The organism is Streptomyces sp. NPDC048606, assembly GCF_040650855.1.
Lineage (GTDB): Bacteria > Actinomycetota > Actinomycetes > Streptomycetales > Streptomycetaceae > Streptomyces.
The window spans coordinates 109,110-130,288 of sequence record NZ_JBEZIB010000016.1 but is presented as its reverse complement, the minus strand read 5'-3'; the positions used below and the strand labels follow the sequence as shown (position 1 = coordinate 130,288).

The window sequence follows — 21,179 nt, the reverse complement described above, 5'->3', positions numbered from 1 at the left end:
GCGGGGTCAGTAACCCCGGCGCGGAGCGGGCGGCAGGGCCGCCGGGATGTGCTGCATCCCGGTCTGGTGCTGGCGCCCGCCGCCGTATCCGGAGCCGGTGGAGCCGGCGTAGGCGTACGAGGGCTGAGGGGCCGGCACGGGCGCGTACGCGGGCTGCCAGGAGTCGCCCGGCTGCCATCCGGAACCGCTCGCGGAACCGTTCCAGCCGCTGCCGTACCCGCCGCCGTAGGCCCCCGCGTACGCGCCGGTGCCGTACGAGCCGCCGTACGAGAACGCCGTGAAGCCGAGGTCCTCCTCTCCCGTGCGGTCGCCCGGCAGGGCCCGGAAGGCGCGCAGGTACTCGGAGTACAGCGTGTCGTAGATCGGGGTGTGCGAGGCGGCCGGAGCGAGGTCCCGGTCCCGTGCGGGGCGCATCGGGGGGACGCTGCTCGAAGGGGACGGGGCGCGGGAGGGGTCGTATGAATGCACGTATCAGCCAACGAACCCGGCGCCCTGCGGATGCGGGGTGAGGCGGACCGAAACGCAGATCGCCGGGGGTGCGCGGGACGGACCGCGCACCCCCGGCGCATGCCGCCCGGCCCCCTCGTGAGGGGCGGACGGCGGTCTCCGGTGGGGGAGTGGGAAGCGGGAGCGGGGGCGGTCAGGCGCCCGGGGTGCCGGCGAGGGGCATCGAGGCGGCGACCAGCTTGCCGTTGATGGCGGCCTTGTCGAGGGCGTCGCGCAGCAGGTCCTCGCGGGGCTGCTGGCCGATGGAGCCGACCGGGGCGGCGTAGATGAGGACGCGCTGGGTCTTGTTGACGGCGGCCCGCCAGCCGTCGGTGACGCTGAGCGCCTGGTGCGCCTGCCACCAGGCGACCTGGGGACCGCCCTCGGTGCCGGGCTGGAGCACGGCGTGCAGCTGGCCGCCGGCGAGCAGCACCGACCAGCCGCCGAGCGGGGAGGGCAGCTCGGTGGTGTCGGTGACCGGGATGAAGCCCTGCTCGATGAGGAGCGGCAGGAAGTCGTCGCCGGGGCCGGTGGTGCCGGGGCGGGCGATCGGCGCGGTCGGCTCGACGACCAGCGCGGGGTGCAGGTCGCCGCCGATCAGGACCAGGCCGCTGGTGATGCCGAGGACGGCCTGGCCGCCGGGGACGGCCGCGGGGACCTCGCCGGCCGGCGCGTCGTCGGGGGCCGGCCCGTCGCCGGTGATGCTGCGGACCGCGCCCTGGAGCTGCTCCTCGGAGACGTTCACGACCTGCGAGGGGATGCAGCCGGCGTGGGCGAAGGCGAGGACGGCGGTCTCCTCGCCGACGAACAGCACCGTGCTCGTCGGGTCGGTCTCGGGGTCGCCGGGGGTGCGGCAGGAGGTGCAGTCGTAACTGCTCGGGGCGTCGTCGCCGGTGAGCAGCCTGTCGGCTTCTTCGTCACCGATCTCGGCACGTACCTCAAGACTGACGTCGAGCATGCGCGGCACGGGGTGGCTCCTCATTCGTGCGGACGCCGGGGGGTTCCCGGCTCGCCGGGATCAACGGCCGAGCGGCGGCCGGGGTCACGCCGTTTGAGGGAACGGAATCGAACCGGGCACCCGAAAGAGTGAACCGTCCGACCGTGGCTTCGTTTCGGTGGCAACTATTGCCTGGTTGTGCGCAGTTGGTGCCCGGTACCGGTCGTTCGGGAGCCGGACGCGGGTCGGCCGTCCGGGTGGGGCGCGGGGGCGTGCCGCGTGGCGGGCCGGGCGGGCGCCGGGCGCTCCGTAGCGTGACCCGATGCCCGAACTCTGTCGCCGGGGCCGGTGGGCCGCGGTCGCGGCCGGCGCCGCGCTGGCGCTCGTACTCCCGTGGGGCGTCGACGCGGTGGCCGCGCCGCCCCCGCCGGCCCCGGGGCCCGCGGCGCGGCGCCACGGGCCGGACTGCGGACCCGGCGGCGCGTGGCCGTGGGACTGCGTGGCCGACTGCGAGAGCGGCGGACGGTGGGCGGTCGACACCGGGAACGGCTTCTACGGCGGGTTGCAGTTCTGGCAGCCGACGTGGGAGGAGCACGGGGGGCTCGCGTACGCGCCGCGGGCGGACCTCGCCAGTCGCGAGCAGCAGATCCTGATCGCCGAGGAGGTGCTCGCCATCCAGGGGTGGGGGGCCTGGCCGGTGTGCGCGAAGCGGTACGGGCTGGCGGGGCGGATGCACGTGGTGCGGGCCGGGGACACGCTGGAGGGGATCGCGCGCCGGCGGTCGGTACGGGGCGGCTGGCGGGCCCTGTACGAGGCGAACCGGGGCCTGATCGGGGCCCGCCCGGAGCGGCTCCGTGCCGGGCTCTTCCTGACCCTCCCGCCGACGGGGCGTCCCGCCTCGCCGGCGCCGACCCCGACCGCCTCGCCGACCCCGACCCCGGCCGCGACCGCCCCGTCGCCTCCGGCCCCGGCCACGACGGCCCCGTCGGCCCCGGTCGCGGCCACGACGGCCCCGGCCGCGCCGCCGACCGCCTCGCCGGCTCCGACCGCGCCCCCGACCCCGACCCCGACCGGGATGGGCGTGCGGCCCGCGCGGGCGGGCTGACCCCGCCGCCGGGGATCCGGGGCGCGGGCCGCGGTCCGGTGGGGGTGGGGGAGACTGCGGGGATGCTCGACACCTCCGCACGACTGCTGCGCCTGCTGTCCCTGTTGCAGGCCCACCGCGAATGGACCGGCCCCGCCCTCGCCGAACGGCTCGGCGTCACGCCGAGGACCGTGCGCAGGGACGTGGACCGGCTGCGGGAGCTCGGCTATCCCGTGAACGCCACCCCCGGCACCGCGGGCGGGTACCGCCTCGGGGCGGGGGCCGAGCTGCCGCCGTTGCTGCTCGACGACGACGAGGCCGTCGCCGTGGCCGTGGGGCTGCGCACCGCCGCCGGCAACGGCGTCGAGGGGATCGGCGAGGCCTCCGTACGGGCCCTGACCAAGCTGGAGCAGGTCCTGCCGACGCGGCTGCGCCGACGGGTCTCGGCGCTGAACGAGTTCACCGTCCCCCTGCTGCGCCCCGCCCGCCGCGAGACCGTGGACCCGGCGGTGCTGACGGAGCTGGCGGCCGTGTGCCGGGACGCGGAGCGGCTGCGCTTCGGCTACCGCGACCACGGCGGCGAGGTGAGCCGCCGCGCGGTCGAGCCGCACCGGCTCGTCTGCACCGAGCGGCGCTGGTACCTCGTCGCCTGGGACCTCGACCGCGAGGACTGGCGCACCTTCCGGGTGGACCGGATCGAGCCCCGCCCGCCGCACGGCCCCCGGTTCACGCCCCGCCCGGCGCCCGCCGAGGACCTCGCCGCGTACGTCTCCCGGGGGGTCTCGCAACACGCCTACGCGGCGCGGGCCGTGGTGCGGCTGCGGATGTCGGCGGAGGAGGCGGCGCGGATCGTCGGCCCGTCCGACGGGTCGTTGGAGCCGCTCGACGCGCACAGCTGCCTGCTGCGCACCGGGGCGGTCAGCCTCGACGTTCTGGTGATTCACATCATGCTGCTCGGCTGTGAGTTCGAGGTCGTGGAGCCCCCCGAGCTGACCGAGCGGATCCGGGGTGCGCGGGACCTTCTCGGGCGCGCTCTGCAAGGAGAGGCGGAGGGTTCGACGTCTGCGGATTCGGGGAATCCGGAAATGGCTTAGGCGCTTCTCCGAAGGAATTCGAAGGGATTTCGAGTCGGGCGTGTCGCGGGCCGCGCGGAATGCCGTGCGCGGCCTTCCGCGGGAGGTGCGGCCCGCCCGGCCCGGGGCGCGCCGTCGTCGACAACCCGTGACACAAGCGTGACCCGGTACGGAGGAACCTCCGGGCGCTCGGCTGACGGGCCGTGCGTATGAACGGCGAAAGCGGGCCGGTCGGGTGACCGGCCCGCTTTCGCGTGCGGGGTGAAGGGGTGTGCGTACCGTCCCCGCGGGGTCGTCCTCAGCCCCCGGTGGCCGGGCGGGCCGAGGCTCCGCGCCCGGTGCCGCGGTCGCTGTGCGCGGGGCGGCGGCTGCCGGCCGGGGTGACGGGGGTGCGTTCGGAGCGGATGAGGTGGGGCCGGCCCACGGTGTGCGCGCTCGACCGCAGGGCCGGGGAGTGCGTCGCCGCGGGGGCGCCGGACGGGGCGGCGGTCCGGGCGTCGGCCGTGTTCCGGGGCCGCCACTTGCCGCCGGCGGAGAGCAGCGGCGTGAGCGCGGCCGCGACCGGCTCGGAGACCCGGCCCTCCTCCAGGCGGCGCCGCCACAGCTCGCGCAGCTGGAAGACGAAGGCCTCGGCGCGGGCGATGAGCGGCTCGAACCAGGGCAGCGCCAGCATGATGAGCAGGCCGGCGGTCCAGCCGAGGAGTACGTCGGAGACCCAGTGGGTGCCGAGGTAGACCGTGGTGGCGCCGACGCTCAGCGAGACCACCGCCGAGACGATGGACAGCACCCGCCGGGTGACCGTGGTCGAGGCCAGGTAGGCCAGGATTCCCCAGGTCACGACGGCGTTGGCGGTGTGGCCCGACGGAAATATATCGCCGCCCGCGAAGAGTTCGGCGGAGCCGATCTGCGTGGCGTAGTGCGGGCCGAGCCGGCCGAGGCCGAGCTTGACGGAGCCGACGGTGACGTTGAGCAGGAGCAGGGCCACGCCGAGGGTGATCAGTGGGCGCAGGGTGTGCTGGCGCCACGAGCGCCAGCCGAGCCAGGCCGCGACCATCACGGCGGTGGGGCCGCGCTGGCCGAGCACGACGAGGTAGTCGAGGAAGGCGTGCAGCTGCGGCCACTGCTCGTAGGGGCGGAAGAACATGATCTGCCAGTCCAGCCGGACGAGCCAGGACGTCGTCAGGACGGCGACGACGATCGCGAGGTAGAACGCGAGGGTCGAGGCGAGGAGCACGACGCGGTGCCGGCTCATCTGCGGCGTTTGCAGATGAGCCGGACGCTCTGGTTCCCGGTCCAGCCGGGCGAACACCGGCTCCAGACGGGTCAGCATTTGGTCAGTACGCACTCAATCGACGTTACCGCGCGACGAAGCGCGGCCCGGTCGAATCGCGGGCTTTGTGATGACCATGTGATGTGGAGTGCGTCTCACGCGGACTTTAATTCCCGTGATTTCGCCTCTTGTTGGAACTTCTCGGAATCAACTGCGGGAGTCCTGACCCGGCAATTATCCGCATACTTACACCGGACTTATTTCGGCGCCCCAATTCCTTTGCCCAACCATGGATTGGAATGGTCCATTCCGTGATCACGGCGGCCCGGAGCCGTTCAGCCAGAAGGCCCCGTACACCGCCGCCACCAAGGCCAGGGACCCCACGACGGCCACCGCCCGGCCCGTCCGCAGGCGGGCCAGGGCCACCGCCGGCGGCAGCAGCAACGGGAACGCCGGCAGCAGCAGCCGGGGCTTGGAGCCGAAGTACCCCGAGGCGCAGAGCGCGAGCGCCACCACGATCCCGGCGTAGACGAGCAGCGCGGCGGGCAGCCGGCGCCGTACGCACAGTCCGTACAGCCACAGCACCAGCGCCACGCCGACCAGCAGCCCCAGCCCCGCCGGGAAGGCGGGCGATGCCAGGCGGGCGCCGATGAACCGGGCGAACGCCCAGCCCCCGTCGAAGCCGTTGCCCCAGCCGGCCTGCACGTCCAGGTAGCCCAGCAGTCCGCCGCCGGTGTGCCGGCCGACCCACAGGACGTACGCCGCCGCGCCCATCGGGGCCAGCAGCACCCCGAGCGCCATCCGCCGGGACCGCTCCCCGCGCCGCGCCGCGAGCACGGCCGCCACCCACACCGCCGCGACCACGGCGGCGCCGACGGGCCGGGTCAGACCGGCGCCCGCCGCGAGCACCCCGGCCGCGACCCAGTGGCCGCGCAGCGCGTGGTGCAGCGCCCACGCGGCCAGGGCGGTGAACAGCGACTCGCTGTACGCCATCGACTGCACGATCCCGACGGGCAGCGCCGCCCAGAGCGCCACCGCCCAGACCCCGGCCCGCCGCCCGTGGAGCCGGTCCGCCACGGCGAAGACGCCCCAGGCCGCGGCGAGCCCCGCCACCGCCGACACCACCAGGCCGGCCGAGCCGTACGACAGGCCCGTGACGGCCGCCACCGCCCGCTCCAGCCAGGGCAGCAGGGGGAAGAAGGCCAGGTTGGAGTGGACGGCCCCGCTGGGTAGGACCACCTCGTACCCGTACCCCTCCGCGGCGATCCGGGCGTACCAGAGCGAATCCCACCGGGCCGACAGCAGGGTGTGCGGGCTGCTGCCGGCCACCGCGCACCAGCCCGCGAGCACGCCCAGCACGAGGAGGCGGACCGCCGCGAAGGCGGCGAGCGCGGGAGCGGCCCGCCGCAGAGCGGTGCGGTGCGCGGGCGCGGGCCCGGCGGGCGAGGGGCCTTCGGGTCCGGGCGTCGCGGGCGGGGAGGGTGGGGGAGGCGGGGAGGGTGGGGAGGTCACGGCTCCGAGTATCGACGCCCCGACCGGCCGGCCCGCCCACCGCCCCCGCCGGCCCGTCACCCTTCCGTGTCGGCGTGGCCCGTCACCCCCTCCGGGCGGAACCACGCATGGTCACCGGACGTGTGCGAGGAGGGAGGACGGAACGGGGCGAGTGGCACACACCACACGTGGGCCGTCGTCGGGATGAGAGCTTGACCACGTGTCGGACACACGAACTCGCGTACGCTGACCCTTCACTCGCGTGTCGATGCCGGACCCCGTAGGACGCCGCTCAGCGCACCACCCGCGGCGCCCCACGACGCTGTCCGCCGAGTGCGAGGGACCACCTGGAGGTACATGCATGTCGGGGACGAACATGACCGGCGACAGGAACCCTTCCCTTCGGCAGCGGCTCGCCGCCGCCTCCGACGGGGCGAACCGCTGGGTCGTCCTGGCCGTCCTGTGCGTCAGCCTGGTGCTCGTCGCGCTCGACGCGACGATCCTGCACGTCGCCGTCCCCTCCGTCACCGAGGACCTGCGCCCCGGCGCGATCGAGCTCCTGTGGATCGTCGACGCCTACCCGCTGGTCTGCGCCGCCCTCCTGATCCTCTTCGGCACGCTCGGGGACCGGGTGGGCCGCCGCCGGATCCTGCTGCTCGGCTACGGGCTCTTCGGCGCGGCCTCCGCGCTGGCTGCCCTCGCCGACGACGCGCAGGTGCTGATCGTCGCGCGCGCCCTGCTCGGCATCGGCGGCGCGATGATCATGCCGGCCACCCTGTCGATCCTGCGCCAGGTCTTCCCCGACCGGCGCGAACGCGCCCTCGCCATCGGCATCTGGACCGCCGTGGCCGCCATCGGCGCGGCGAGCGGCCCCGTGCTCGGCGGCTTCCTCGTGCAGCACTTCTGGTGGGGATCGGTCTTCCTCATCAACATTCCGCTGATGGCCCTGATCCTGCCGCTCGGCCGCTGGCTGCTCCCCGAGTCCAAGGGCGCCTCCGACGGCCCCTGGGACGTGCTGGGCGCGCTGATGGCCGCCGGCGGCGTCCTCGGAGCGGTCCTCGGCATCAAGCGGATCGGCGTGGAGCGCCGGCTCCTGGACGCCGAGGCGGTGGTGCCGCTGCTCCTCGGCGTGGCCCTGCTGATCCTCTTCGTACGCCGCCAGAAGCGGCGCGAGCACCCGCTGATCGACATGCGGATGTTCTCCCGGGCCGCCTTCTCCACCTCCGTCGGCTGCATCGTGCTCGCCATGCTGGCCCTGGTCGGCCTGGAGCTCATCGCCGTCCAGTACCTCCAGCTGGTGTTGGAGCTCAGCCCGCTGGAGACCGGGTTGAGGCTGCTGCCGCTCACCTTCGCGGCCATGGCCGCCGGCGCCACCGGCTCGTACACCCTCCAGCGGGTCGGCCCGCGCGCCATGGTCTCGCTCGGCTTCGTGCTGACCGCCTCCGCCGTGGTGCTGCTGACGCTGATGGGGCAGCAGGACCGGCCCGTCCTTTTGACCGTCGGCTTCGTCCTGCTCGGCTTCGGCCTCCAGACGACCCTGTTCGCCGCCTACGAGTCCATGCTGAGCGAGGCCCCGGCCGAGACGGCCGGCGGCGCGGCCTCCATAGGCGAGACCTCGTACCAGCTCGGCGCGGGCATGGGCATCGCCCTGCTCGGCAGCGTGATGAACGCCGCCTACGCGCCCGGCCTCCTGAACCTCCCCGGCGTGTCCGCCGAGGACTCGGCGGGAGCCGCGCACTCGCTGGGCGAGGCCTACCAGATCGCCGCGAACCTGGGCGGGCCGGCCGGGGAGACCCTCCACGCCGCCGCCCGGCACTCCTTCGTCCACGGCCTGCACGTCACCCTGCTGGTCAGCGCCGGCCTGCTGCTGGCGGGCGCCGCGATGGCGCTGATGCTGCCGCGCACCATGGACCCGGCCGAGCGCTCCGAGACCGCCGACCGCACCGAGGCCGCCGACCGCGAGGCCGCCGACCGCGCCGGGGACGCCGCCGTGCGCCTGCCCGCGCAGCCCACGGGCGCGACCGGCCGCTCCGGGGCCACCGCGCGGATCCCCGGACCCGCGACCGAGGCCGACCGCGACCGGGCGGGCCGTACGGCCTGACCCCGCCACCGGCGGGCGGACACCTCCGGGAAAACCGGGGGTGGACCGGGAGCGGGGTCGGCGACAAACTTGCAGCGCGAGTTTTTCCGCCCCACGTGCCCGCCGGGAGGCCCCTCTTGTCCGCGCCGTCCGCATCCTCGGCGTCCTCCGCGCCGAGGACCCCCTTCGCGCCCACCGATCCGCTCGGCCTCGACGAACTGCTCGGCCCGGAGGACCTGGCCGTCCGGGACACCGTCCGTTCCTGGGCCGCCGACCGCGTCCTGCCCCACATCGCCGGCTGGTACGAGGACGGTGAGCTGCCCGGCATCCGCGAGCTGGCCCGCGAGCTCGGCTCCATCGGCGCGCTGGGCATGTCCCTGACCGGCTACGGGTGCGCCGGCGCGAGCGCCGTCCAGTACGGCCTGGCCTGCCTGGAGCTGGAGGCGGCCGACTCCGGGATCCGCTCGCTGGTCTCCGTACAGGGCTCGCTCGCCATGTACGCGATCTGGAAGTACGGCTCCGAGGAGCAGAAGCTGCGCTGGCTGCCCGGCATGGCGGCCGGCGAGCTGATCGGCTGCTTCGGCCTGACCGAGCCCGACGTGGGCTCCGACCCCGCCGCGATGCGCACGTACGCCAAGCGCGACGGCGGCGACTGGGTCCTCAACGGGCGCAAGATGTGGATCACCAACGGCTCCGTGGCCGCCGTCGCCGTGGTGTGGGCGCAGACCGACGAGGGGATCCGCGGCTTCGCCGTCCCCACGGACAGCGCGGGCTTCTCCGCCCCGGAGATCAGGCACAAGTGGTCGCTGCGCGCCTCGGTGACCAGCGAGCTCGTCATGGACGACGTACGACTGCCGGCGGACGCGGTGCTTCCGGGCGTCACGGGGCTCAAGGGACCGCTGGGCTGCCTCAGCCACGCGCGGTACGGGATCGTCTGGGGTTCCATGGGTGCGGCGCGCGCCAGTTTCGAGGCCGCGCTCGACTACGCGCGGACGCGGGAGCAGTTCGGCAAGCCGATCGGCGGCTTCCAGCTCACCCAGGCCAAGCTCGCCGACATGGCGCTGGAACTGCACAAGGGCATCCTGCTCGCCCACCACCTGGGGCGGCGGATGGACGCGGGCACCCTGCGTCCGGAGCAGATCAGCTTCGGCAAACTGAACAACGTCCGCGAGGCGATCGAGATCTGCCGCACCGCGCGGACCATCCTCGGGGCGAACGGGATCTCGCTGGAGTACCCCGTCATGCGGCACGCCACCAACCTCGAATCGGTCCTCACCTACGAGGGCACCGTCGAGATGCACCAACTGGTGCTGGGCAAAGCGCTCACCGGGCTGGACGCCTTCCGGTAGGCCGGTGAGGGCCCCGCTCAGCTCTGGTTGAAGAAGTCGCGGGTACGGCCGCCCGCCTCGCCGTTGACGATCTGGGTGTCGGCCGGGGTCAGGAGGAAGACCCTGGTCGCCACCCGCTCGATCGAGCCGCGGAGCCCGAAGGTGAGGCCCGCCGCGAAGTCGACCACGCGCTTGGCGTCGGTCGGGTCCATGGAGGAGAGGTTCACGATCACCGGGACGCCCTCGCGGAACAGCTCGCCGATGCCGCGCGCGTCGCGGAAGCCGTCCGGGGTGACCGTCGCGATCCGCCGGCCGCGCTCGACCGCGGAGTCCGACGCGACCTTGACCCGGGGATCGGTGACCCACTGGTCGCCGGGGCCGGAGACCGTGCCCTGCTGGCGCTCCACCGCCTCCGCGTAGTCGTCGTCGTAGTACCGCTCGTCGTCGCTGTCCTCCACGAGACCCAACCAGGCACTCGCCTTGCGTACCGAACCCATGGACGCCTCCTTTCACCGTGGCCAGTCTGTCTTCTTCTCCGCTGCCCCTATGGTCGTCCATGATGCTGACAACGCGCCAAGTGGATAGTCGCCGCGCAGGGGTTTCGTGACGGGACTGGTGCAGAACATCCGTTGCACCGTCAAGGTTCCCGGTGGCTACCGCTGCTGTCTGAGTGAAAATACGACCGCCACCACCGTACGGGTGAGGCGTCGATGCATACGGGTGAACGATCGGGCTGGATACGATGCCCCGGAAACTCGCAGCTCACACACGGGGGACCGGATTGTTCGGCATCGTCAGACCTTGCACGCACCGGCTCGGCGAACGGTTCAAGACCGAGTGGATGGCTCATCTGTGCGGGCTCTGCCTGGCACTTCGGGGTGACCACGGACAGTTCGCGAGGATCGTCACGAACTACGACGGGCTGCTCGTCTCCGTTCTGACGGAGGCTCAGTCAGGGCCGCTCGCCGGCTCCCGACGCACGGCCGGCCCCTGCCCGCTGCGCGGGATGCGCACCGCGCCCGTGGCCAACGGGGAGGGCGCGCGGCTCGCCGCCGCCGTCTCGCTCGTCCTGGCCTCGGCGAAGGTCCGCGACCACGTGGCCGACCGCGACGGGCTGTTGGCCCGCGCGCCGATAGCCGCCGCCGCCCGCCGGGTGGCCCGGGGCTGGGACCGGGCCGGCGCCCGCACCGGCGCCTCGCTCGGCTTCGACACGGCGGTGCTCGTGGACGCCGTGGACCGGCAGGGCGGCATCGAGACCCTGGCCGGGATCGGCACGTCCGTGCTGGTGGTCACCGAGCCGACGGAGACCGCCACCGCGGCCGCCTTCGCGCATACCGCGGTCCTGGCGGGACGGCCAGGCAACGCGACCGCGCTGGCCGAGGCCGGCCGCTACTTCGGGCGCCTCGCCCACCTGCTGGACGCCGTGGAGGACCAGGCCGCGGACGCCGGGGCGGGCGCCTGGAACCCGCTCACGGCCACCGGCACCTCCCTGGGCGAGGCCCGGCGGCTGTGCGACGACGCGCTGCACGGGATCCGGCTGGCCCTGGGCGAGGTGGAGTTCGCCGACGCGGGGCTGGCGCACCGGCTGCTGGTGCACGAGCTGCGGACCTCGGTGGACCGGGCCTTCGGCGTCGGGACCTGCCGGCACGGCGTGTCGAACGCCGCCGGCCAGGGGCAGGGCCCGTACGCGGGCGGCCCGTACGGGGGCGGTGGACCGTACGGCGGCGATCAGCAGGGCGGCGGCCCGTACGGAGGCGGCCCCTACGGCGGCCCCGGCCCGTACGCCGCCGGGGCCTACGGCGCCCCGCAGCACGGCGGACCCCACGCCCCGCCCGTCCCCGGCGGCCCCGCCGGCCCGCCCCCGGGAGGCCCGGGCGGCCCCTGGGGCCCGGGAGGCGGTGGCGGCCACGGCGGCCCCGGCGGCCCGTTCGGGCAGAAGCCGCGCCGAGGACTGCTGGCCGGCTGCGCGGTGGCGCTCGGGCTGTTCTGCACGTGCCAGATCTGCTGCACGGAGCACGAGGGGCCGTGGTCGCGCAAGAAGCGCGACCCCTGGTGCGACGCGTGCGAGTGCTGCGACTGCTGCCGGCCGAACTCCTCGATGACCGGCGGCAGCGAGGGCAGCGGCGGAGACGGGGGCGGCGGCGACGGCGGTTGCTGCGACTGCAACTGCTGCGACTGCAACTGCGGCTGCGACTAGCCCCCGCCCGACCGCCGGCGGGGACCGCCGCCGGCGTCCGCCGTCCGGGACCTCCGCCCGCGCCGACCGGCCGGGACCGCCCCCGACCGTCTGGCGGAACCCCCGGTCGGGAGGACGGCCCCGGTCGGGACCCCCGGCCTGGACCCCGGCCGGGAGGGCCGGCCGCGTCCGCCGGCCCTCCCGGGGGCGCCGGCCGGTGGGCGACGTGGCGTCAGTTCCGCCTCCGTACAGGCCCGGACGGGGTACTCCCGGGTTTCCGGCCGGGCCCGTGTGGAAGGGTTGAGCGGCATGAGTGACGACGAAGCGGTCAAAGCCTGGCAGGAGTGGCGCGAGCACCGTGAGGCCACGGTGTCCGCGCCCTACGGCCCCCTCTCCCTGATCGGCACCCACTGGCTCGCCGACTACCCGGAAGGTCGAATTCCGGCCGTTCCGGGGCACTGGCGCGCCACCGACGACGGGGTGGAGCTGAAGGCCTCGCCCGAGGACGCCCTCGTCCTGGACGGCGCGCCCCTGGACGGCGAGGTGCGCCTGGGTCCCGACGAGGGTTCTCCCGCGCACGCGCGGATCGCCGTCGGAGCCGCCGGCGGGCCGCGGCTCGTGGTGATCGCCCGCGAGGGGGAATGGGCGGTGCGCGTCTTCGATCCCGCCGCACCCGCCCGCACCGCCTTCCGGGGGGTGGAGGCCGGCCCGTACGACCCGGACCTCGTGCTGCCGGGGCACTTCCGTCCGTACGACGCGGACCGGACGGTCCAGGTGGAGAACGCGGACGGGCGGGCGCGGGGGCTGGGCCTCGGCGGGGAGCTGAGCTTCACCCGCGCGGGAGAGCGCCACACCCTCCAGGTGGCGGTGGACGCCGGCGACGGCGCCCTGTGGGCCGTCTTCGGCGACGCCACGAGCGGCCGATCCAGCTACCGCTTCCGCTTCCTGAGGCCCGGCACCCCGGCCGCCGACGGCTCGATCCGGGTCGACCTCAACCGCGTGCTGTTGCCGCCCTGCGCCTTCGCCGACCACTTCATCTGTCCTTTCCCGCCGCCCGGGAACACGCTGCCCTTCGCGGTGGCGGCGGGGGAGCGGCGGCTGAAAGGCGCCCTTGTCGCCGAGAACTGACGCCGCGACACTCCCGTCAGCGTCATCGGCGGACTTGTCAGGGGCACGTCGATTCACACGCGGCTCCCGCCGCGCGGTCCCGGCGACCCCACCGCCGCTCACCGGCCCCGGCACCCCCACGTACGCCGGGCCCCCCGACCCCCTTCCGGGAGGACGTGAAGTGAGGAACAAGAAGATCGACCGTGTCCGGCTGCTCGCGGTGGCCACCGGCCTGGCCGCCGTCGCCGCGCTCGCCGCCCCCACCGCCGCCAGTGCGGCCGGTGAGGAGGACGGCTTCAGCGCGACCCGACTCGCCGCGGCGGGAGCCTCCGTCCTGCGCGCCGACGTCGCGGGCACCGCCTGGCACACGGACCCCGCCACCGGGACCCTCGTCGTCGCCGCCGACTCCACGGTCAGCGCCGCCGACATCGCCAGAATCCGCCGCGAGGCCGGGCCCGACGCCGGCGCCCTGCGCATCGAACGCACCCCGGGCAAGCTGACCAAGCTGCTCTCCGGCGGCGACGCCATCTACGCCAACAGCTGGCGCTGCTCGCTCGGCTTCAACGTCCGCAGCGGGAGCAACTACTACGCCCTGACCGCCGGCCACTGCACCGACGGCGCCGGCACCTGGTGGAGCAACTCCGCCCGCACCACCGTCCTCGGCTCCACCACCGGCTCCAGCTTCCCCACCAACGACTACGGCCTGATCAAGTACGCGAGCAACTCCCCGGTGCCCCCCGGCACCGTCGGAGGCCAGGACATCACCACCGCCGTCAACGCCACCAACGGCATGTCCGTCACCCGGCGCGGCTCCACCACCGGGACCCACAGCGGCACCGTGACCGGTCTCAACGCCACCGTGAACTACGGCGGCGGCGACGTCGTCTACGGCATGATCCGCACCAACGTCTGCGCCGAACCCGGCGACAGCGGCGGCCCGCTCTACTCCGGCAGCCGCGCGGTCGGTCTCACCTCGGGCGGCAGCGGCAACTGCTCCTCCGGCGGAACCACCTTCTTCCAGCCGGTCGTCGAGGCCCTGAACGCGTACGGCGTCAGCGTCTACTAGTCCTACCGGCCCCTCGCGGCACCTCTGGACGTCCTCCCGGCTTCTGGGAGGATGTCCAGGGTGTCCACGGGGAAGGGCTTGCGCATGAAACGCATCGGCGTCACCGGCCACCGCTCGATCCCGGACGAGGCGCTGGAGCACGTGCGCGAGGCGCTGCGCGCCGTACTGGGCGACCACCGGGGACCGCTGGAGGCCTTCTCCAGCCTGGCCGACGGCGCCGACCAACTCTTCGCCGACATCGCCCTGGAATGCGGCGCCGACCTGACCGTCGTCATCCCCAGCGGGGACTACGAGCGGACCTTCGAGGACCCCGACGCCCTCGCCGGCTACCGGCGACTGCGGCGCCGCGCCACGCAGGAGGTGCGGATGGCCTTCGACCGCTCCACGGACGAGGCCTACTACGCGGCCGGTACCTACATCGCCGACTCCTGCGACCGGCTCGTCGCCGTCTGGGACGGCCTCCCGGCCCGCGGGCACGGCGGCACCGCCGAGATCGTCGCCTACGCCCGGGGCCTCGGCAAGCCCGTCACCGTCATCTGGCGCGAGGGCGTGACCCGCGACTGAGCCCGTCGAGCCGCGACCGGGCCGCGACCGGGCCGCGATCGAGCCGCGCCCCCCGCACCGCCTCAACTGCTGTGCCGGGCCAACCAGTCCGTGTGCTGCGGGGAGACGTACCGCTCCGTCTCGTAGACGGCGGCCGGCCACTGCGCCTCCGTGATCGTCGTCTGCATCACCACCATCATCGCCGCCAGGTCCTGTTCGATCAGCGTGTGGGCCTCGATCAGCGGATGGTGGCGCCGCACCTCGTTCCAGGCGATCCCGGCCGCCGCCGCCGCGCTCAGCAGCGCCGTCACCCGCGCCCCCGGTCCCGACCCGAAGGCCTCGAACAGGGCGAACACCAGCGCCAGACAGGTCAGCAGCACGATCGCCCACGACCACAGCGCCGTCGACCGCCGCGACCCCTCCGTCCTGCGCCGGTACCAGTTCCGCTGCTCGATGAGCCGGTCGCGGACGTACGTCTCGCGCCGCACGTGGTAGTCCCGGCCGCGCAGCCGCTCCATCGCCCCCGTGATCTCCGCCCCCTGCGGCACCAGCCCCGCCTCGCGCGGGTCCTGCCACCCCATCTTGCGCAGTTCGGCCAGCCCCGCCTCCAGGCGCGTCCGGTACAGCTGCGCCGCCCCCGCGTCGGCCTCCCCGAAGGGCGCCCCGTGCACCGCGTACCGCCAGGCCAGCGACTTGATGAACTCGGCGGCGCTCCGGTTGAGCTGCCACTGTGGACGCGCCCGGCGCCGGCCGGCCCGCAACCCCACCACCAGCACCCCCGCGTACGCCAGCGCGCTCAGCGCCCCGAACAGGCGCACCGGACCCGCCGAGGGTCCGGTGGGCAGGGCCGCCGCCCCCGCCGCCACGACCAGCAGCGTCAGTTGCGCACGGGTGGCCTGCGTCGACTCCCGCTGCCGGGAGATCGCCGCCCGGTCGGTGTGGTGGAAGAGGACCGGCAGGTCCTCGTTGGACAAGGTCATGCTGTCGCTCACAGCGCCCCCCAAGGTGCTGTCGGGCCTTGTGCCGTCCGGCGCCCACCGCCGTCCGGCCTTCCGCTGTCCGGCCTACCGCCGACCGGTCGGCGGGGCACCGAGGGCCCCGCCGACCGGACGGATCACACCGCCAGCGGCTCCAGGTCCCGGTGGACCCGCCGCTCGTCGCGCGCGTACCGGGTCAGACCGTGGTCCTCCCCGAGGAGCCGGGTCAGTTCCGACACCGTCTCCGCCCGCACCCGGGCCGCCTCCTCCTTGCGGCCCAACATGTCCAGGCTCACCGCCATGTTGGACGCGCTCGCCAGCGTCTCCGGGTGGTGCGTCCCGAGGGCCTCGCGCAGCCGCCGCACCGCGACCCGCTCCAGCTCCAGGGCACCCTCCGGGTCACCGAGGTCGGCGCGCGCGTTCGCCAGGTTCAGATGGGCGAAGATGGTGTGCGGGTGCTGGTCGCCCAGGACCTCGCGCATCGCGCGGATCGTGCGGCGCAGCATCGGCTCCGCCGTCTCCGGGGCGCCCGTGCCCCAGTGGAACACCGCCAGGTTGTTCACCGCGGCCAAGGTGTACGGGTGCCGCTCGCCCGGGACCTTCACGTACTCGTCCACCACCTCCTGCGCCAGGTCCCGCGCCGCGCCCGCCTCCCCGGTCGCGAACAGGTCCGCGGCCAGGTTGAGCTCGCAGGCCAGCAGGTCCGGGTTGACCGAGGTGTACTTGGCCCGGTAGCGGTTGCGGGTCGCCGTCGTCAGCCGCAGTGCGTCCTCCAGCTCCCCGGCCCGCCGCAGCGACACCGCGAGGTTCTTCGCCGCCGACAGCGTGCCGGGGAAGGCCCGGCCCAGCTGCCGCTTGTAGATCTCGTAGGTCCGGCTCAGCAGTTGCACCGAGTCGTCGTAGCGCCCCACCTCCCGCAGGTCCCGGGCCAGGTTCTGCGCCGAGGACAGGGTGTACGGGTGGTCGGGGCCCAGGACCTCCGTCCGCCGGTCGAAGACCTCCTGGTCGATCTCCCGGGCGCGCGCGTACTGCCCGATCATGCGCAGGTTCAGCGCCAGGTTGTTCGCGGCGGCCAGGGTGCGCGGGTGCGCCTCGTGGAAGATCTGCCCGAAGCCCTCGTGCGCGGCCGTCGCCAGCTCCATCGCCTCCCCGTACCGGCCCAGCGCGCCCAGGTCCATCGCCAGACCGCTCGTGGTCATGTACGTGTGCGGGTGCGAGGGTCCGAGCGCGGCCCGCTGGCGCTCCAGCGTGACCTCGTCCAGCTCCTTCGCCTCCACGAAGCGGCCCTGCGAGCGCAGGATGTTGGAGAGGTGGAAGCGCAGGTACAGGTACTGGAGGTCGTCACTGCCGAGCAGCTCCCGCCAGGACTCGCGCAGCTCCTCGCCCAGCGCGTACGCCGCCTTGAAGTCGCCGCGCTTCCACAGGTAGCGCACCCGGTCGATCAACAGCCGGCGGGTCTCCGGCTCCTTGCAGAACCGGGCCTCGGACGGACTGAGGTGCGGCCAGATCGTGTTGAACCGCGGCCAGGTCTCCGGGTTGTCTATCGGCTCGTCGTCGTCGGGCCGGGCACCCGCCAGGATCCGGTGCACCGCGTGCCGCGCCTCGCGCTGCTCCTCCTCCGACAGCTGCGCCCGGATGACGGCCTGCACCAGCCGGTGCACCTGGATGCTGTTGCCGACCTGGTCCACCTTGGCCATCGCGAAACGGCCGATCTCCCGGATCACCCGGCCCAGCACCAGCTTCTCCTGGAGGGAGGAGTCGTAGGGCTTGAGCGCGTCGATCATCTCCTTGCTGTACAGGAGGTTCGCGGAGATCGGCTCGGGCGCGAAGAAGGCGCACAGCTGCAGGAGCCGCACGGCGGCGGGGGAGCGGGACTGGAGCCGCTCGATCGACACGTTCCACGTCGCCGCGACCGGCTGCGGGTACCCGGGCGGCTGGTTCAGGCTGAGCACGCCGGCCGTCTGACGGTCCAACTGCTCCAGGTACGCGGACACCGGCGTCGCCGTCTCCGCGATCCAGGCACCCGCCTGCTCGACGGCGAGCGGCAGGTCGCCCACCGCGACGGCCACCTGCTCGGCGTCCTCCTTGGTCAGCCCCGGGGCCCGCCGCTGGAGGTGCTCGATCGACTCCTCGCGCAGGAACACGTCCACCGGCAGCGCGTCCCCGTACTGCGACCAGGACTGGTTGCGGGAGGTCACCAGCACGTGCCCGGGGCCGCTCGGCGGGAAGAACCGCTTGAGCGTCTCGGGATCGTCGGCGTTGTCGAAGACCAGCAGCCAGCGCGAGGTCGGGACCCCGCGCCGCAGCAGGTCGATCGCCTCCTGGGAGGCCGCCGACATGTCCTCGCCGGTCTGCGCGCCCAGCCGTACGGCCAGCTCCGCGAGGGCCGCCACCACGTCGTCGGTCTGCTCCGAGGAGATCCACCAGACCAGGTCGTAGTCGGCCATGAACCGGTGCACGTACTCCAGGGCCACCTGCGTCTTGCCGACGCCCCCGAGCCCGTACAGGGTCTGCGGCTGCGGCAGCACCACGGCCATGCCGCCGCCCAGCTGGTCGCGCATCCGCTCCAGCACGATGCTGCGCCCGGTGAAGCCGGGGTTGCGGGGCGGCGCGTTCCAGATCTTCGGCACCGTGCCGGGGAAGCGCGGGCCCGGCCCGTGGGCGCCGGCGACGGTGTCCGGCAGGGCCGCCGGGCGCTCCACCGCCCGCAGCAGGGCCGTGGTGGCGTGGACCTCGTCGAGGCGGAACAGGTCGACCGGGTTGCGGTCGATGTAGGGGGTGGCCAGGCGTACGTCGCCCACGCGCAGCGCCACGAGCTGCCGGCGCCCCCCGGTCGGGTCCTCGGCGGCGGCCCGGTTCCACACGTCGACGGCCCGCGCCGACTTCAGGTAGGCGCTGGAGAGCAGCACCACGGTCCGGGCGGCGGTGTCGACGGCGATGCCCGTCCCCCCGCCCAGGGTGTCGCCGGGGCCGGTGGGCGCCGACCGCTCGGCGGAGACGTCCTTGGGGACGACGCGGAACCCGGCCCGGGTCAGCACCGACTCGATCCAGTCGGCCCACATCCGGTTCTCGGCGACGTAGGACAGGAACAGGTCGGCGGGCAGCGCGGGGCGCCGGCGGGTGAACGCGTCCCGGATCCGCAGCCGCACCTCGTCGCCGATGACCGGCATGGAGGTGACCTCGCCCTCCGTGACCACGGCGGTCAGCCGCTCGAAGGCGGAGAGCAGGGAGTTGGTGAGCCCGGCCTCGTCGCCGAACGTGGCCAGCGTCTCCTCGTAGGCGTAGTAGGGGCGGTAGGGGATCTCCACCGCGCCCCAGTAGGAGGTGAGCTCGTCGCCGACCAGGCCGTTCGGGAAGCGGTCGAACTTGATCCGGGCCAGGGCCCGGCCCGCGTCGGCCTTCTCCTTCTCGCCCTCGTCGATGCGCATCGGCACCGGGTAGATCTTGATGCCGCGGTCGTTGAACCGGTCGTCGATCTGCCGCGCCACGGAGGCGGCGCCGTCGATGGACTGGTCGGAAAGGGTGAAGCAGTCGACGAGCACGTCGGGGAGGTGGACGGTGCAGATGTCGGCGATGTCGGACAGCCCGGTGCGGCTGTCGATCAGCACGTAGTCGTAGTTCCGCTTCATGTCGGCCCGCAGGGCGTCGAAGAAGAGGCCCCCGCCGAGGCGGTCGTAGAAGTTGTCCCAGTCGAAGGTGGACACGGTCGCCGAGTACTCGCGGTTCTGCCGGCCCGCGGAGACGAAGTCCAGGGTGCCGCCGTCCGGGAACTGCCAGCCCAGGTTCTCCGGGGTCAGGGAGACGGCGTGCGGCTGGATCCGGGCGTAGTCCTTGTGCCAGTCGTCGGCGCGCTGCACGGGGCTGGTCGCGGCCCACGCGTACTCGCTGATCAGGTCGATGACGCCGGTGGTGGCGCCGAGCGTGGAGGGGTCCAGGAAGGGGTGGAAGAAGCGGTGCAGGCCGGGGGCCTCCAGGTCCCAGTCCAGGGCGAGGACCCGCTTGCCGTTGGCGGCCAGGATCCAGGCGGTGTTGGCCAGCGCCATCGTGCGGCCCGTGCCGCCCTTGTACGAGTAGAAGGTGACGATCCGTCCGTCTCGGTTGTCACGACTCGCTGTCATCCGCGTCCCCCCGGTCGTTGTGGCTGCTGTCGTCGGTCCGTTCGGGTCCGCCGCGCCCGGGGCGGCCCCGGGCGCCGCCCGGCTCCCGGAGCGTGTCGGGCGGGAAGGGGGCGGGCGGCCCGTTCATCCCCATCGGCCCGAGCAGGCGCGGGCGTTCGGTGTGCGTGTTGCCCGCCGGCAGGTACACCTGGGCGTGTCTGAGGAACTGCTGCGCCGCCGCCTCGACGACCTGCGGCAGGATCTGCCCGAGGGTCTCCATGTTGGCCACGCCGTTGGCGGCGGCCCGGCAGGCGGCCCGGCCCTGGCCCATCTTGACCGGCAGGGTCTCCTCCAGCCGGCGGGCCAGCTCGTCCTCCTTGGCCTTGCTCTGGTGGTCGTAGCGGTTCCAGGGCACGACCACGTTGATCCACGGACGGGACTCCTGGTCGAAGGCGGCCAGGCGCCGGCGGCGCTGCTCGTCCTCCACGGCCCAGCGGTCCACGATCAGGATCTCGGGCCGGGTGGGCGGCTGCTTGCCGTCGAAGTGGCCGGCCTCGTCGTCGAAGGAGGACATCGTCGTGCGGTAGTTGAGGTTCTTGACCAGCTCCTCGGCGACGTAGGCGATCGGCCGCTGGGAGACGGGATGGTACGGGTTCCAGTCGAGCGCGCTCTCCCCGTAGTACTCGGGGCTGCGCCCCTCCGGCAGGTCGTGCCGGGAGGCGGCGGCGACGGTCACGTGCAGGGTGCGGACCGTCCCTCCGCCGGGCCCGCCGTGCCGGGAGCCGTGCCCCGCGGAGGGGCCGAAGGCGCTGGGCACCGTCCGGTAGTCCACCGGCCGGACGGGTTCCAGGCGTACGGTCTCGGCGACCCGCACGATGCGTTTGGCCAGCTCGTACACGGCCCGCTCGTACTGTTCTGCGTAGCTGCGCAGTTTGATCAGGCCGTACAGCCCGTCGGTGACGTAGCGCTCGCCGAAGGTGTTGTGGTTGAACTGCAACCGCTCTGCGGGTCCCGGGAGTTGGGTGGGCGGGACCGGCACCCACAGGGCGGGCACGATGGCCTCGGCCGGCTGGTTGCTGACCGCCCCCTGGTGGATGGCCCGCTGCGCGAAGGCGAACCACTCCTTGCCGCACATCTCACTGGCGAAGTAGCGCGGCGAGAACAGGGGGACGAAGACCCGGCAGGTGGCGAGCGCCGCCGCCAGCCGTTCCGACCAGCCCTCGCCGCTGCGTATCTCCCGGTCCATGAATCCGGCCTCGGACCCGGCGGGCAGGTCCGTCAGTGCCATGACGTGGCTGCACAGGTCCCGGAAGAGGCGCTCGACCCACATGTCGGGATCGGGGCCCCCGGCCCCGAACCTCGGCGTATGCGCGTAACTGAGAAAGAAATACGGCTGCACTGATGCGGGCACACGACCCCCGTCCCGAAGATGCGAGCGAAGGAACATCATTCCGGAGCCGCTTC

At 73.9% G+C, this 21,179-nt stretch carries 15 protein-coding genes and 1 pseudogene; 8 read left to right on the top strand and 8 right to left on the bottom strand.

Annotated features, from left to right (window positions below):
• Positions 1 to 6: 6 nt before the first annotated feature.
• Complete coding sequence (locus AB0D01_RS19200) at positions 7 to 414, bottom strand: hypothetical protein (RefSeq protein ID WP_363056670.1); 408 nt, start codon at positions 412 to 414, stop codon at positions 7 to 9.
• Between the two features lie 226 nt (positions 415 to 640).
• A complete protein-coding gene (locus tag AB0D01_RS19195; protein ID WP_363056758.1) occupies positions 641 to 1,444 on the bottom strand; it encodes a hypothetical protein in 804 nt (267 codons plus the stop codon).
• Between the two features lie 301 nt (positions 1,445 to 1,745).
• Between AB0D01_RS19195 and AB0D01_RS19190 the strand changes: the two are divergent.
• A pseudogene (locus AB0D01_RS19190) lies at positions 1,746 to 2,300 on the top strand (transglycosylase family protein); the annotation flags it as partial.
• Positions 2,301 to 2,590: 290 nt separating this feature from the next.
• Positions 2,591 to 3,601: a YafY family protein gene (locus AB0D01_RS19185; RefSeq protein ID WP_363056668.1), complete on the top strand. Its 1,011-nt coding sequence runs from the start codon at positions 2,591 to 2,593 to the stop codon at positions 3,599 to 3,601.
• 277 nt (positions 3,602 to 3,878) lie between these two features.
• On the opposite strand, the gene AB0D01_RS19180 is transcribed toward AB0D01_RS19185, so the two are convergent.
• Positions 3,879 to 4,925 (bottom strand): phosphatase PAP2 family protein, encoded by a 1,047-nt coding sequence (locus AB0D01_RS19180; RefSeq protein ID WP_363056666.1) that lies wholly within the window; start codon positions 4,923 to 4,925, stop codon positions 3,879 to 3,881.
• Positions 4,926 to 5,165: 240 nt separating this feature from the next.
• Complete coding sequence (locus AB0D01_RS19175) at positions 5,166 to 6,260, bottom strand: glycosyltransferase family 39 protein (RefSeq protein ID WP_363056756.1); 1,095 nt, start codon at positions 6,258 to 6,260, stop codon at positions 5,166 to 5,168.
• A 457-nt stretch (positions 6,261 to 6,717) separates the two neighbouring features.
• Here AB0D01_RS19175 and AB0D01_RS19170 point away from each other — a divergent pair, with 457 nt between their 5' ends.
• Together AB0D01_RS19170 and AB0D01_RS19165 are read left to right on the top strand one after the other, a co-directional pair.
• Positions 6,718 to 8,442, top strand: coding sequence for an MFS transporter (locus tag AB0D01_RS19170; protein ID WP_363056754.1), 1,725 nt, complete (start codon positions 6,718 to 6,720; stop codon positions 8,440 to 8,442).
• A gap of 116 nt (positions 8,443 to 8,558) precedes the next feature.
• On the top strand, positions 8,559 to 9,770 hold the full coding sequence (locus AB0D01_RS19165) for an acyl-CoA dehydrogenase family protein (protein ID WP_363056664.1): 1,212 nt from the start codon (positions 8,559 to 8,561) through the stop codon (positions 9,768 to 9,770).
• Positions 9,771 to 9,787: 17 nt separating this feature from the next.
• Here the strand turns inward: AB0D01_RS19165 and sepF are convergent, their stop codons facing one another.
• Positions 9,788 to 10,246: a cell division protein SepF gene (gene sepF / locus AB0D01_RS19160; RefSeq protein ID WP_363056662.1), complete on the bottom strand. Its 459-nt coding sequence runs from the start codon at positions 10,244 to 10,246 to the stop codon at positions 9,788 to 9,790.
• Between the two features lie 284 nt (positions 10,247 to 10,530).
• Between sepF and AB0D01_RS19155 the strand changes: the two genes are divergently transcribed.
• The 4 genes from AB0D01_RS19155 to AB0D01_RS19140 all read left to right on the top strand — a co-directional run bounded on the left by AB0D01_RS19155 (position 10,531) and on the right by AB0D01_RS19140 (position 14,662).
• The gene (locus AB0D01_RS19155) at positions 10,531 to 11,946 is read left to right on the top strand and encodes a DUF5685 family protein (protein WP_363056660.1); all 1,416 of its coding nucleotides are present in this window, start codon (positions 10,531 to 10,533) and stop codon (positions 11,944 to 11,946) included.
• A gap of 288 nt (positions 11,947 to 12,234) precedes the next feature.
• Positions 12,235 to 13,053 (top strand): DUF1684 domain-containing protein, encoded by an 819-nt coding sequence (locus AB0D01_RS19150; RefSeq protein ID WP_363056658.1) that lies wholly within the window; start codon positions 12,235 to 12,237, stop codon positions 13,051 to 13,053.
• A 160-nt stretch (positions 13,054 to 13,213) separates the two neighbouring features.
• Positions 13,214 to 14,098 (top strand): S1 family peptidase, encoded by an 885-nt coding sequence (locus tag AB0D01_RS19145; protein ID WP_363056656.1) that lies wholly within the window; start codon positions 13,214 to 13,216, stop codon positions 14,096 to 14,098.
• An 84-nt stretch (positions 14,099 to 14,182) separates the two neighbouring features.
• The gene (locus AB0D01_RS19140; protein WP_363056654.1) at positions 14,183 to 14,662 is read left to right on the top strand and encodes a hypothetical protein; all 480 of its coding nucleotides are present in this window, start codon (positions 14,183 to 14,185) and stop codon (positions 14,660 to 14,662) included.
• 62 nt (positions 14,663 to 14,724) lie between these two features.
• On the opposite strand, the gene AB0D01_RS19135 is transcribed toward AB0D01_RS19140, so the two are convergent.
• The 3 genes from AB0D01_RS19135 to AB0D01_RS19125 all read right to left on the bottom strand — a co-directional run bounded on the left by AB0D01_RS19135 (position 14,725) and on the right by AB0D01_RS19125 (position 21,162).
• Complete coding sequence (locus tag AB0D01_RS19135; protein ID WP_363056752.1) at positions 14,725 to 15,621, bottom strand: DUF4231 domain-containing protein; 897 nt, start codon at positions 15,619 to 15,621, stop codon at positions 14,725 to 14,727.
• A gap of 134 nt (positions 15,622 to 15,755) precedes the next feature.
• Positions 15,756 to 19,736, bottom strand: coding sequence for an FxSxx-COOH system tetratricopeptide repeat protein (fxsT, locus tag AB0D01_RS19130; RefSeq protein WP_363056652.1), 3,981 nt, complete (start codon positions 19,734 to 19,736; stop codon positions 15,756 to 15,758).
• The gene (locus AB0D01_RS19125; RefSeq protein ID WP_363056750.1) at positions 19,720 to 21,162 is read right to left on the bottom strand and encodes a TIR-like protein FxsC; all 1,443 of its coding nucleotides are present in this window, start codon (positions 21,160 to 21,162) and stop codon (positions 19,720 to 19,722) included. The genes fxsT and AB0D01_RS19125 overlap by 17 nt, the downstream gene beginning before the upstream one ends.
• Positions 21,163 to 21,179 lie beyond the last annotated feature (17 nt).